This window comes from Streptomyces sp. SID14478 (assembly GCF_010548525.1).
GTDB lineage: Bacteria > Actinomycetota > Actinomycetes > Streptomycetales > Streptomycetaceae > Streptomyces.
Genome location: NZ_JAAGMG010001031.1, coordinates 1 through 12,127, shown reverse-complemented (window position 1 = coordinate 12,127; position 12,127 = coordinate 1). Strand labels below are relative to the sequence as shown.

12 protein-coding genes and 5 tRNA genes are annotated in these 12,127 nt (G+C 69.4%); 13 read left to right on the top strand and 4 right to left on the bottom strand.

What is annotated here, in order from left to right; genetic code table 11:
• Positions 1–2,244: nitrate- and nitrite sensing domain-containing protein (locus G3I40_RS33205; RefSeq protein ID WP_164306316.1), on the bottom strand; the 2,244-nt coding region annotated here is incomplete at its 3' end.
• 574 nt (positions 2,245–2,818) lie between these two features.
• On the opposite strand from G3I40_RS33205, the gene G3I40_RS33200 reads away from it, so the two are divergent.
• From G3I40_RS33200 to G3I40_RS33160, 9 genes are all read left to right on the top strand, one after another.
• Positions 2,819–3,007 carry a hypothetical protein gene (locus G3I40_RS33200; RefSeq protein ID WP_164306315.1) on the top strand — a complete coding sequence of 63 codons (189 nt, stop codon included), beginning with the start codon at positions 2,819–2,821 and terminating at the stop codon, positions 3,005–3,007.
• Between the two features lie 157 nt (positions 3,008–3,164).
• On the top strand, positions 3,165–3,950 hold the full coding sequence (locus G3I40_RS33195; protein WP_164306314.1) for a fumarylacetoacetate hydrolase family protein: 786 nt from the start codon (positions 3,165–3,167) through the stop codon (positions 3,948–3,950).
• Entirely contained in the window at positions 3,934–5,418 is a 1,485-nt protein-coding gene (gene gltX, locus G3I40_RS33190; RefSeq protein WP_164306313.1) for a glutamate--tRNA ligase, read from the top strand. Before G3I40_RS33195 ends, gltX begins: the two co-directional genes overlap by 17 nt.
• A gap of 156 nt (positions 5,419–5,574) precedes the next feature.
• Positions 5,575–6,294, top strand: a complete 720-nt coding sequence (locus G3I40_RS33185) for an HAD family hydrolase (RefSeq protein ID WP_164306312.1) — start codon at positions 5,575–5,577, stop codon at positions 6,292–6,294.
• Positions 6,295–6,383: 89 nt separating this feature from the next.
• Positions 6,384–6,455 (top strand) — tRNA-Gln (locus G3I40_RS33180).
• Positions 6,456–6,497: 42 nt separating this feature from the next.
• Positions 6,498–6,570: transfer RNA gene (locus G3I40_RS33175), tRNA-Glu, on the top strand.
• Positions 6,571–6,632: 62 nt separating this feature from the next.
• Positions 6,633–6,705, top strand: a tRNA-Glu gene (locus tag G3I40_RS33170).
• 34 nt (positions 6,706–6,739) lie between these two features.
• Positions 6,740–6,811: transfer RNA gene (locus tag G3I40_RS33165), tRNA-Gln, on the top strand.
• 42 nt (positions 6,812–6,853) lie between these two features.
• Positions 6,854–6,926, top strand: a tRNA-Glu gene (locus G3I40_RS33160).
• Positions 6,927–7,091: 165 nt separating this feature from the next.
• Here G3I40_RS33160 and ndgR read toward each other — a convergent pair.
• Positions 7,092–7,808, bottom strand: a complete 717-nt coding sequence (gene ndgR, locus G3I40_RS33155; RefSeq protein WP_164306311.1) for an IclR family transcriptional regulator NdgR — start codon at positions 7,806–7,808, stop codon at positions 7,092–7,094.
• Between the two features lie 186 nt (positions 7,809–7,994).
• Between ndgR and leuC the strand changes: the two genes are divergently transcribed.
• The 4 genes from leuC (at position 7,995) to G3I40_RS33135 (ending at position 11,378) form a co-directional block, all read left to right on the top strand.
• A complete protein-coding gene (gene leuC, locus G3I40_RS33150) occupies positions 7,995–9,425 on the top strand; it encodes a 3-isopropylmalate dehydratase large subunit (RefSeq protein WP_164306310.1) in 1,431 nt (476 codons plus the stop codon).
• A 6-nt stretch (positions 9,426–9,431) separates the two neighbouring features.
• Positions 9,432–10,025, top strand: a complete 594-nt coding sequence (leuD, locus tag G3I40_RS33145; RefSeq protein WP_164306309.1) for a 3-isopropylmalate dehydratase small subunit — start codon at positions 9,432–9,434, stop codon at positions 10,023–10,025.
• Positions 10,026–10,334: 309 nt separating this feature from the next.
• Positions 10,335–10,574, top strand: a complete 240-nt coding sequence (locus G3I40_RS33140; protein WP_164306308.1) for a hypothetical protein — start codon at positions 10,335–10,337, stop codon at positions 10,572–10,574.
• A gap of 132 nt (positions 10,575–10,706) precedes the next feature.
• A complete protein-coding gene (locus G3I40_RS33135) occupies positions 10,707–11,378 on the top strand; it encodes an HU family DNA-binding protein (protein WP_164306307.1) in 672 nt (223 codons plus the stop codon).
• A 94-nt stretch (positions 11,379–11,472) separates the two neighbouring features.
• Here the strand turns inward: G3I40_RS33135 and G3I40_RS33130 are convergent, their stop codons facing one another.
• Together G3I40_RS33130 and cofC are read right to left on the bottom strand one after the other, a co-directional pair.
• Positions 11,473–11,676: a hypothetical protein gene (locus G3I40_RS33130; RefSeq protein ID WP_164306306.1), complete on the bottom strand. Its 204-nt coding sequence runs from the start codon at positions 11,674–11,676 to the stop codon at positions 11,473–11,475.
• 13 nt (positions 11,677–11,689) lie between these two features.
• Positions 11,690–12,127: 2-phospho-L-lactate guanylyltransferase (cofC, locus tag G3I40_RS33125; RefSeq protein WP_164306305.1), on the bottom strand; the 438-nt coding region annotated here is incomplete at its 5' end.

Below are 12,127 nucleotides of genomic sequence, written 5' to 3'. Positions count from 1 at the left end.
ACCGCGGCGCGCGGAGGCGGCGCCGACGGAGGCCTGGGCCGCGGCCGGACCGCCGGAGCCGCCCTGACCGGGCTTGACGGGAGCCTTCTTGCCGCCCTGGGCGACGTCCACGGGCAGCATGACCAGCGCGGTCGTACCACCGGAGTCGGAGGGGCGGAGCTGGATGCGGATGCCGTGGCGCTGCGACAGACGGCCGACCACGAACAGACCCATGCGGCGCGAGACCGAGACGTCCACGGTGGGCGGCGCGGCGAGCCGCTCGTTGATCGCGGCGAGGTCCTCGGGGGACAGGCCGATACCGGTGTCGTGGATCTCGATCAGCACCCGCCCGTCGGGCAGCGCGTGACCGGTGACCTTGACCTTGGTCTGCGGCGACGAGAACGAGGTCGCGTTCTCGAGCAGCTCTGCGAGCAGGTGCACGAGGTCGTTGACGACGCGCCCGGCGACGTCCGTGGCGGGCACGGCCGCCAGCTCGATCCGCTCGTACTGCTCCACCTCGGACGCGGCGGCACGCAGCACGTCGACGAGCGGCACGGGCCGCGTCCACCGACGGCCGGGCTCCTCACCCGCGAGGACGAGCAGGTTCTCACCGTTACGGCGCATGCGGGTGGCGAGGTGGTCGAGCTTGAAGAGCGACGACAGCTGGTCCGGGTCGGCCTCGCGCGACTCCAGCTCGGAGATGAGCGAGAGCTGGCGCTGGATGAGGCCCTGCGAACGCCGCGACAGGTTGGTGAACATCGCGTTGACGTTGCCTCGCAGGAGGGCCTGCTCGGCGGCGAGACGCACGGCCTCGCGGTGCACGTCGTCGAAGGCCGCGGCCACCTGGCCGATCTCGTCCCGGGAGTGCACACCGACCGACTCCACGGACGTGTCGACGTCCTGCGGGTCGGACTCGGACAGCTGCTTGACCAGCTCGGGCAGCCGGTCCTGGGCGACCTTGGTCGCGGTGTCCTGCAGCCGGCGCAGCGAGCGGATCATGGAGCGGGCCACGACGAAGGCGCCGACGAGGGAGACGCCGAGCACGAGCAGGATCAGCGCACCGTTGATGATGGCGGACTGCTCGGACTCGTTGCGCAGCTCGCGGGCCTGCTGCTCCATCTGGTTGAGCAGCGTCAGCTCGATCTTGGACATCTCCTGGATACGGGAGCTGTCCGCGTCGACCCAGTCCTTGTAGGAGCGCTTGTCCTGGGACTTGATGCCGTCCTGCTTGGACAGGACGCGGCTGGCGTAGCTGTCCGCGGCCTTGATCGTGTCGTTGGTCGTGTCGAGCGGCTTGAGCAGTTCCTCCGCGCTGACGTCGCCGTAGACGCTGCGGAAGGTGGTGAGGGAGCTCTCCATGTTGCTGGCCGCGGCGAGACCGTACAGCCGGTCCGTCTCGGACAGCTTGCCGAACTGGGAGCTGTTGGGCGGCAGGGCGGCGGCGATGACGGCGCGCTGCTCGGAGGCGTACTCCTTGGCGGACGAGAACGCGGCGAGAGAGCGCGTGCGCTCGATCATCTCCGGGTTGCTGGTCGCCTGCGCCATGTCCGTGGACAGCGACAGCAGGTTCTCGATGATCCGGCTGTACGCCTCGATGGTCTGCGAGGTGGTCACGCCGGACGCGTAGGCGTCGGCGCGGACCCTCTTGATCGTGCCGAGCTGGGAGGCGATCTGTACGACGTGGTCGTGCACACCCTTCAGCTGCGACTCGTCGTCGTTCTCGACGCTGTAGGTGCCCTGGAGGAACGTGTCGGCGGCGCGGTCCGTCTTCGTCCGCGCGGCCTTGACGCCGAAGTCGTCCGTCGCCTTCGTCCCGTTGGACAACGGCCCGGCCGACTGGTCGCGCTCCTCCTGGAGCGCCGACGCCAGGTCGGTGGCCTGCTTCGTCATCTCGGTCAACAGCTTCATGTTGTCGAGGTGATCGATGTCGTCCAGTGAACCGGCGATACGCAGCGCGCCCAGCGAGGTCGCCGCGACCACGGGCAGCGTCAGCAGGGCGACGAGACGGGTCGAGATGCGCCAGTTGCGCAGGGCTATTCGGGGGCCGGGGCCGGTGGAGCCCTTGGTCTTGGTGGAGGGCGGCGCGGGCGCGGTCGAACCGCCGGACACCGCGGAGCGCCCGTCGCGCTCACCGGCGTCGACGGACGCCGTGCGCCCCGGGTTCTGGGCGTGCGGGGGCTGGGAACCGCCGCCTATCGGGCCGGTCCCGCCACGCGGCTCCGGCTCCGCCGCAGCGCTGCCATCCCTGTTCTTACGTCCCTGCACTAGCGTCGCAACCTCTGGACCAGGCGTCCCGCCCGCATGCGCGGACAGGACGGTGTCGGCGTAGTTCGAGGGGCGACCTGAAACGCCCCCCTGTGGTCGTGAAGTGACCGGCGCTCGCTCCCCCTTCCCGCCGCAGCTCGGCGCTGTCACGCGCCCCTGTGCGCCGGTTGGGTCCCGCGGCGGTCCCGGGAATTCCAGCACAGTGCAGGATCTCCAACAAGGCCCGAGGGGCGCGCCGCACCGGTCGTGACGCCATGTGAGGAGAGGGTCACGAGACGTAGAAAGTGATCTAGGGGAATCCGGGCATTTGCGGTCGTTCCAGGTACGGCAGGGGGGTGTCCCAGTCGCGACGATCGGGAGCGGAATGGTGGCTTCGATGGCGCAATGTCCGTTTCGGGTACCCGAGTTGACGGCCCGAAGTGCCCCTTTTGGGGGTGCGCTCGTGAGCAAACTCACATGCCGTGGATCGCAACTTCCCGGCTTTCGGCGGGAATCAGATGTTTAGCCTGACGCTTTACAGGGATGGCCCATCAGACAACCCGTCGGACGACCGAGAAGGTTCCAGAGCGCAGCGATGAAGACGACCACGATGTTCCTCAACCTTGCCAACCCGCGGCGCACGACGCTGGCGCACCTCAAGGACGCCGACGAGATCCAGGCCGCCCCGGCCGTCCCGGACCACTCCGCCACGCTTCCCGCGAACACGGCGAACCCCAAGCGCACGATCCTGATGGTGGCTCCGGAGATCGTCCCGGTCGCCTGAAGAGCGCCCCGAAGGGGCGCGGGGAACTGCGTGAGCAGGCCGATGGCGGGCGCGACGCCACACAACGGAACACGCCCCCACCCCCCGCGTTAGCCTGGTCGGGACCGACCCCCTAACCCGGGCCCACCGCAAGACACAAAAGGGGCGCAGCCAACCCGTGCGCATCGCCAGATTCTCCATCGACGGGAACGTCGCCTTCGGCGCGGTCGAGGGCGACAAGCCTGACGAGCTCGTCCTCGACATCATCAAGGGCATTCCCTTCGCGGACTTCGAGCTCTCCGGCAGCAAGGTCCCGCTCAGCAAGGTCCGGCTGCTGCCGCCCGTGCTCCCGAACAAGGTCATCGCCTTCGGCCGCAACTACGCGGAGCACGCGAAGGAGCTGGGCAACGAGGTCCCGGACGCCCCCTTCGCCTTCTTCAAGCCGTCGACCTCGGTCATCGGCCCCGGCGACCAGATCCAGTACCCGTCCTTCTCGCAGGAACTGCACCACGAGGCCGAGCTGGCCGTGGTCATCGGCCGCATGTGCCGCGAGGTCCCGCGCGAGCGCGTCAACGACGTGATCCTCGGCTACGCCGCCGCCAACGACGTCACGGCCCGCGACGTGCAGAAGCGCGAGAAGCAGTGGGCCCGGGCGAAGGGCTTCGACACGTCCTGCCCGCTGGGCCCCTGGGTGGAGACGGACCTCGACGTGGCGGCCGCGTCGGACCTGACGATCCAGTGCACGGTCAACGGCGCCCAGCGCCAGCTCGGCCGTACGTCGGACATGATCACGCCCATCGCGGACCTGATCGCCAACATCTCCGAGGCCATGACGCTGCTGCCCGGCGACGTCATCCTCACGGGCACCCCGGAAGGGGTCGGCCCCCTGAACGTCGGCGACGAGGTCGCCGTCACCATCGAAGGCATCGGCACTCTCACCAACAAGGTTGTCAAGCGTGGCTAGCGCACCCGTACGCGTCCGTTTCTGCCCCTCGCCCACCGGTAACCCCCACGTGGGCCTGGTCCGCACCGCCCTGTTCAACTGGGCCTTCGCGCGCCACAACGAGGGCAAGCTCGTCTTCCGCATCGAGGACACCGACGCGGCCCGCGACAGCGAGGAGTCGTACGAGCAGCTCCTCGAGGCGATGCGCTGGCTCGGCTTCGACTGGGACGAGGGCCCCGAGGTCGGCGGCCCGCACGCGCCCTACCGCCAGTCGCAGCGCATGGACATCTACAAGGACGTGGCGGCCAAGCTCATGGAGGCCGGCCGCGCCTACCGCTGCTACTGCTCCACGGAGGAGCTGGACGCCCGCCGCGACGCGGCCCGCGCCGCCGGCAAGCCCTCCGGCTACGACGGCCACTGCCGCGAGCTGACCGCCGAGCAGCAGCAGGCGTACGAGGCCGAGGGCCGCAAGCCCATCGTCCGCTTCCGGATGCCGGACAAGACGATCACGTTCACGGACCTGGTCCGCGGCGACATCACGTACGAGCCGGAGAACGTGCCGGACTTCGGCATCGTCCGCGCCAACGGCGCCCCGCTGTACACGCTGGTCAACCCGGTCGACGACGCCCTGATGGAGATCACCCACGTCCTGCGCGGCGAGGACCTGCTCTCCTCCACGCCCCGGCAGATCGCGCTGTACGAGGCGCTGCAGGACCTGGGCCTCGCCAAGCTGACGCCCCAGTTCGGCCACCTGCCTTACGTGATGGGCGAGGGCAACAAGAAGCTGTCCAAGCGCGACCCCCAGTCGTCGCTCAACCTCTACCGCGAGCGCGGCTTCCTGCCCGAGGGCCTGCTCAACTACCTCTCGCTCCTCGGCTGGTCCCTCTCCGCGGACCGCGACATCTTCTCGATCGACGAGATGGTGGCGGCCTTCGACGTCAAGGACGTCCAGCCGAACCCGGCGCGCTTCGACCTCAAGAAGTGCGAGTCGATCAACGGCGACCACATCCGCCTGCTCGACCCCAAGGAGTTCGCGGCCCGTTGCGAGCCGTGGCTGAAGGCGCCGGTCGCGCCCTGGGCGCCGGAGGACTTCGACGAGGCGAAGTGGGCGGCGATCGCCCCGCACGCCCAGACCCGCCTCAAGGTCCTCTCGGAGATCACGGACAACGTCGACTTCCTCTTCCTCCCGGAGCCCGTCTTCGACGAGCCGAGCTGGACGAAGGCCATGAAGGAAGGCTCCGACGCCCTCCTGCGCACGGCCCGCGAAAAGCTGGAGTCCGCGGACTGGACGTCCCCGGAGTCCCTCAAGGAAGCGGTCCTGGCGGCCGGCGAGGCCCACGGCCTCAAGCTCGGCAAGGCCCAGGCCCCGGTCCGCGTCGCCGTCACCGGCCGCACGATCGGCCTGCCCCTCTTCGAGTCCCTGGAGATCCTGGGCAAGGAGAAGACCCTGACCCGCGTGGACGCGGCACTGGCGAAGCTGACCGCCTAGTCCCTGCGCCCGCTCCTGGCAGACGCGATGGGGGGTGACCACAGATCTTCTGTGGTCACCCCCCATCGCCGCTCCCGACCGGCGCCGGTCTTCAGCTGTTGCGGAGCCTGTCGAGGTGAGGCTCGGCCCGGGCGCGCCTGCGCATAAGGTTTTCCCATGCCCATCCGCGCCATCGTCTGGGACATCGACGACACCCTCTTCGACTACGCCACGGCCGACACGACCGGCATGCGCGAGCACCTCGCCGCCGAAGGGCTCCTCGACGGCTTCGGCGGCGTCGAGCCCGCGCTGGAGCGGTGGCGGGCGCTGACGCGGGAGTACTGGGCGCGGTTCGAGGCGGGGGAGCTCGCCTGGGAGGAGCAGCGCAGGGAGCGGGTGCGGGCGTTCGTCGGGGACGCGCTGGGCGACGGTGCGGCCGACGGATGGTTCCGGCGCTACCTCGCGCACTACGAGGCGGCCTGGGCGCTGTTCCCGGACACGGTGCCCGCCCTCGACGCCCTCGCCGCCACCCACCGGCATGCGGTGCTGTCCAACTCCTCCCTGCACAACCAGGACCGCAAGCTGCGCGTCCTCGGCGTGCGCGACCGGTTCGAGGCCGTCGTCTGCGCGGCCGAACTGGGCGTGGCCAAGCCCGAAGCGGCCGCCTTCCACGCCGTCTGCGAGGAGCTCGACCTGCCCCCGCACGAGGTCGCGTACGTCGGCGACCAACCGGACACCGACGCCCGTGGAGCGGTGGAGGCGGGCCTGGCCGGGATCTGGCTGGACCGGGCGGAGATCGGCGGCCGGCCCGAGCTCGTGCGCATCACGGCTCTTGACCAGCTGTCGCCGCTGCTGGCGCGGGATACCCGTTTTGGAGCGCCGGAGACCTTCGGGTAATGTTCTTCCTGCGCCGAGGGAAGCGAGCCGCAAGGCCGAAACCCACAAGCGCAAGCCAAGCAAGATCCCCCTCGGGGGTTGTGCTTCGGTGGCCTATGGTGTAATTGGCAGCACGACGGTTTCTGGTTCCGTTAGTCTAGGTTCGAGTCCTGGTAGGCCAGCTCGCAGAGCTTATCTGCAACCGTGGATTCCAGATCCACAGCGCCCCCGTTGTGTAGCGGCCTAGCACGCTGCCCTCTCACGGCAGTAGCGCCGGTTCGAATCCGGTCGGGGGTACAGATCCTTCCCGCGAGGACGGTACGGGTAGCTCCCGCCGACCACGATGCAGGATCGCTAGGGCCCCCGTTGTGTAGCGGCCTAGCACGCCGCCCTCTCAAGGCGGTAGCGCCGGTTCGAATCCGGTCGGGGGTACGCGTGGTGAAGACCGAATTGGTCTAAACCTCTGTGGCCTATGGTGTAATTGGCAACACTACGGTTTCTGGTACCGTCATTCTAGGTTCGAGTCCTGGTAGGCCAGCTCGCAGAGCTCATCTGCAACCGCGGATCTCGCATCCGCAAGGCCCCCGTTGTGTAGCGGCCTAGCACGCCGCCCTCTCAAGGCGGTAGCGCCGGTTCGAATCCGGTCGGGGGTACGCGAACGATCGAAGGCCCTTCCCGAGCAATCGGGAAGGGCCTTCTCGCGTGCGGCAGTTGACCGGGCGCGCTGCGACCTCGGACACAACTCCGGCCGGTCGCTGCGGCGTTGAAGCGACCGGCCGGGAACGGGCGGGAGAGCAAGGGAAGTTGGAGCGACCGGATCAACCGGTGCGGCGCAGGGCCTCGGAGAGCCGGCCGGCCGCGTCGATGATGGCCTGGGCGTGCATCCGGCCCGGGTGGCGCGTCAGGCGCTCGATGGGGCCGGAGACCGACACGGCGGCCACCACGCGGTTCGAGGGGCCGCGCACGGGCGCCGAGACGGACGCGACGCCCGGCTCGCGCTCACCGATCGACTGGGCCCAGCCGCGGCGGCGTACGCCCGACAGGGCCGTCGCCGTGAAGCGGGCGCCCTGGAGGCCGCGGTGCAGGCGCTCCGGCTCCTCCCAGGCCATCAGGATCTGCGCGGACGAGCCCGCCTTCATCGTGAGCGTCGAACCGACCGGGACCGTGTCCCGCAGTCCCGACAGCCGCTCCGCCGCGGCGACGCAGATGCGCATGTCGCCCTGGCGGCGGTAGAGCTGGGCACTCTCGCCCGTGACGTCCCGCAGATGCGTGAGCACCGGGCCAGCGGTCGCGAGCAGGCGGTCCTCGCCGGCCGCCGCCGAGAGCTCCGCGAGGCGCGGGCCGAGAATGAACCGGCCCTGCATGTCTCGCGCCACCATCCGGTGGTGTTCGAGAGCCACCGCGAGGCGGTGGGCCGTCGGTCTTGCCAGTCCGGTGGCCGCGACAAGTCCTGCAAGTGTCGCGGGTCCGGACTCCAGGGCGCTCAGGACAAGGGCTGCCTTGTCCAGGACGCCGACGCCGCTACTGTTGTCCATGCGTCGATACTCCCGTCTCACTCTGTGAAACGCAAGTTCAATTTCCCGTGGAACTTGCCACTCTGTACGGACACCGGCCCGCGGACCAACGGGCCCGGTAGCCGACGTCCGGTACGAGGGGTACGAGCGACGGCGATCCGAATCTCTAGTTGGGCCGGCGCACCTCTGCCGGCCGGAGGGAAAGCGATGGGTAGGACACTCGCGGAGAAGGTCTGGGACGACCACGTCGTCCGGCGCGCCGAGGGCGAGCCCGACCTCCTCTTCATCGATCTGCACCTGCTGCACGAGGTGACCAGCCCGCAGGCCTTCGACGGTCTGCGTCAGGCCGGACGCCAGGTGCGGCGCCTCGACCTCACCATCGCCACCGAGGATCACAACACCCCGACCCTCGACATCGACAAGCCGATCGCCGACCCGGTCTCGCGCGTACAGCTGGAGACGCTGCGCAAGAACGCCGCCGAGTTCGGGGTGCGCCTGCACTCGCTGGGCGACGTCGAGCAGGGCGTCGTGCACGTCGTGGGCCCGCAGCTGGGCCTGACGCAGCCGGGCACCACCGTGGTCTGCGGCGACTCGCACACCTCCACGCACGGCGCGTTCGGCGCGCTGGCGTTCGGCATCGGCACCTCGCAGGTCGAGCACGTCCTGGCCACCCAGACGCTGCCGCTGGCCCGCCCGAAGACGATGGCCATCACCGTCGACGGCGAACTGCCCGAGGGCGTCACCGCCAAGGACCTCATCCTGGCCATCATCGCGAAGATCGGCACCGGCGGCGGCCAGGGCTACATCCTGGAGTACCGCGGCTCGGCCATCGAGAAGCTGTCGATGGAAGCGCGGATGACCATCTGCAACATGTCGATCGAGGCCGGCGCCCGCGCGGGCATGATCGCCCCGGACGAGACCACGTTCGCCTACCTCAAGGGCCGTGTGCACGCCCCCGAGGGCCAGGAGTGGGATCAGGCGGTCTCGTACTGGAAGACGCTGCGCACGGACGACGACGCGGTCTTCGACGCCGAGGTCTTCATCAAGGCCGAGGAACTGTCCCCGTTCGTCACCTGGGGCACCAACCCCGGCCAGGGCGCACCGCTTTCCGCGCACGTCCCCGACCCGGCTTCGTACGAAGACGCTTCGGAGCGCGTCGCCGCCGAAAAGGCCCTGGAATACATGGGGTTGACCGCCGGGCAGGCGCTGCGGGACATCAAGGTCGACACGGTCTTCGTAGGTTCGTGCACCAACGGCCGTATCGAGGACCTGCGTGCCGCCGCCGAGATCGTCGGGGGCCGCAAAGTCGCCGACGGCGTACGGATGCTGGTCGTGCCCGGCTCCGCGCGGGTGGGCCTGCAGGCCGTCTCCGAGGGCCTGGACAAGGTCTTCAAGGAAGCCGGCGCCGAATGGCGGCACGCGGGCTGCTCCATGTGCCTGGGCATGAACCCCGACCAACTCGCCCCCGGCGAGCGCTCCGCGTCCACCTCCAACCGCAACTTCGAGGGCCGGCAGGGCAAGGGCGGCCGCACCCACCTGGTCTCGCCCCAGGTCGCCGCCGCCACCGCCGTGCTGGGCCATCTGGCCTCCCCGGCCGACCTGTCCGACGCCGACGCCCGTACGCCCGCTGGAGTCTGATCAGCCATGGAAGCATTCACCACGCACACCGGCCGGGCCGTCCCGCTGCGCCGCAGCAACGTCGACACCGACCAGATCATCCCTGCTCACTGGCTCAAGAAGGTCACGCGGGACGGTTTCGAGGACGGGCTGTTCGAGGCCTGGCGCAAGGACCCCGAGTTCGTGCTCAACCGGCCCGAGCGCGCCGGGGCCACGGTGCTGGTCGCCGGGCCCGACTTCGGCACCGGCTCGTCCCGTGAGCACGCCGTGTGGGCCCTGCAGAACTACGGGTTCAAGACCGTCATCTCCTCCCGCTTCGCGGACATCTTCCGCGGCAACTCCCTCAAGAACGGCCTGCTCACCGTCGTTCTGGACCAGAAGGTCGTGGACGCGCTCCAGGACCTGGTGGAGAAGGACCCGCAGGCCGAGATCACGGTCGACCTGCAGGAACGCGAAGTCCGCGCCGAGGGCATCACCGCCTCCTTCGAACTCGACGAGAACTCCCGCTGGCGCCTGCTGAACGGCCTCGACGACATCAGCATCACCCTGCAGAACGAGGCCGACATCGCGGCCTACGAAGCGAAGCGCCCCGCCCACAAGCCGCAGACGGTCCAGGTCTGACCCCGACCTGATCCGGCGCCGCGCAAGGCGCTTTGCAAGGCTCATTCAGGCCACTTCCGCAGGCCTCGTACCCCCAATCGAGCACCGGTTGGGGGTACTTCTGTATCCGGCCCCGCAGGCCCCCGACTGACCTGAACGGGTGGTCTGCGGTGCCTCTCAACTCCCTTGAATGCCAAGGGTGTTCCCGGGGTACGCGAAGGTCGGCGCCGCTCTGAGCGGGCGTGTCGCGGCAGGGTCCAGGAGGCCCTTACGGGGCGGGAGTTACCCCCTGCGGAGGCGACAACTCGCCCCAGATGGCACAATCTGTGCATGGAACACGACGGCCAACTCCAGCTGTACGCGGCGGTCGCGGACCAACTCAAGGAAGCGCACACCAGAGTGCGCGCACTGCAAGTCCCGGAGGGCGTACGGATGGCGCTGACCCGGAAGCTGCTGGCCATCACGGCCGCGGCCAAACACGATCTCGCCGGTGCGGCAAGGCGTCTGGAGCGATTCAGGGCGGACCTCGACGACTTCGAAGAGGGCTCACTCCCCGAAGAGGAACTCTGAGACAGCCGAGTTCGTTGCGGCACAAGGGTGATTAGCCCGTTTCGTGTTTGATTTGCGGTATATATCTGCCTAACGTGCGAAAAAGCCGGGTCGAAAGAGATTCGCTCCGGCAATGTCTCCGAAGGGGAAGACGTGAACAAGGCGCAGCTCGTAGAAGCGATTGCCGACAAGGTCGGTGGCCGTCAGCAGGCCGCCGAGGCTGTCGACGCCGTACTGGACGCCATCGTCCGTTCCGTGGTCAGTGGTGACCGCGTTTCGGTGACCGGCTTCGGTTCGTTCGAGAAGGTCGACCGCCCGGCCCGTTACGCCCGCAACCCGCAGACGGGTGAGCGCGTCCGGGTCAAGAAGACGTCGGTTCCGCGTTTCCGTGCGGGCCAGGGCTTCAAGGACCTCGTCGCGGGATCGAAGAAGCTCCCGAAGAACGACGTCGCGGTCAAGAAGGCGCCCAAGGGCAGCCTGACCGGCGGTGCTTCGGCGACGGTCAAGAAGGCCGCGGCCAAGAAGACGACGGCCAAGAAGGCGGCCGCCAAGAAGGCCACGCCGGCGAAGAAGACCACGGCGAAGAAGACCACCGCGGCCGCCAAGAAGGCCACGGCGAAGAAGACCACGGCGGTCGCCAAGAAGGCCACCGCGAAGAAGACCACCGCCAAGAAGGCGGCTCCGGCCAAGAAGGCGGCCACCGCCAAGAAGGCCACCGCGAAGAAGACGGCGCCCGCCAAGAAGGCCACGGCCAAGAAGGCGCCCGCCAAGAAGTCGACGGCGCGCAAGACCACCGCCAAGAAGGCCACCGCCCGCAAGAAGTAAGGGCCTGCGCCACAACGGCTGCTCACGCGTCGGGCCGGGCTCCCCTCGGGGAGCCCGGCCCGCGGCATGTCCGGAGGCGTGCGCGACCTGCGGTTCAGAAGGTCTGCAGGGTCACGAGCGTGATCCTGCGCTGCTCGTTCTCCCCTCGGACCTCGATGCGTACGCGCTGTCCGGGGCGCAGCAGGCGCAGCCCGCCCACGTCGAACGCGGCGGCGTCGAACGCCAGCGGCGTGCCGTCGTCCAGGAGGACGCTGCCGGAGCGGGAATCGGGGTCGTACGTGTACGCGGTGGCCTGCATGCAGGCAGCGTACTCAGTCCAGGGTCAGCAGCCCCGTCGCGGCCTTCGCCGTGTACGGGCCCACGCCCAGGAAGAGAGCGGCGCGCAGGTCGTCGCCGGTGTCGACGTCCTGGCGTACGGAGTCGACGCCGTCGAGGGGGAGTTCCGCGGCGCCGGACGCCGCGTGCCGGGCGCGGGAGGCCGTGCCGAATGCGGGAAGCAATTCCGCGCCGGGCGCCGCGGACAAGAGCGTGGTGCCGATTCCGGCGGCATCGGCCACAAAGGCCCGGGGGAATGCGGCCGCCGCGGCGAGAACACGGGCCAATTCGGCGGGGCGCAGCGCCGGAAGATCGGCGTTCAGGGCCGCCAGCGGTGCCGCGGGGCGTTCGGACCGCACGCGGGCCGCTCCGTGCGCGAGAGCGGCGTTCAGGCCCGCCTGCGGGGTGTCGGGGACGATGCGGGCGCCCAGGGC

Bases quoted from the DNA above. Each gene is read 5' to 3' on its own strand.
- ndgR (WP_164306311.1), bottom strand. From the start codon at position 7,808: ATGGACAACAGTAGCGGCGTCGGCGTCCTGGACAAGGCAGCCCTTGTC.
- G3I40_RS33140 (WP_164306308.1), top strand. From the start codon at position 10,335: ATGGAACACGACGGCCAACTCCAGCTGTACGCGGCGGTCGCGGACCAA.
- G3I40_RS33200 (WP_164306315.1), top strand. From the start codon at position 2,819: ATGAAGACGACCACGATGTTCCTCAACCTTGCCAACCCGCGGCGCACG.
- G3I40_RS33130 (WP_164306306.1), bottom strand. From the start codon at position 11,676: ATGCAGGCCACCGCGTACACGTACGACCCCGATTCCCGCTCCGGCAGC.
- G3I40_RS33185 (WP_164306312.1), top strand. From the start codon at position 5,575: ATGCCCATCCGCGCCATCGTCTGGGACATCGACGACACCCTCTTCGAC.
- leuC (WP_164306310.1), top strand. From the start codon at position 7,995: ATGGGTAGGACACTCGCGGAGAAGGTCTGGGACGACCACGTCGTCCGG.
- leuD (WP_164306309.1), top strand. From the start codon at position 9,432: ATGGAAGCATTCACCACGCACACCGGCCGGGCCGTCCCGCTGCGCCGC.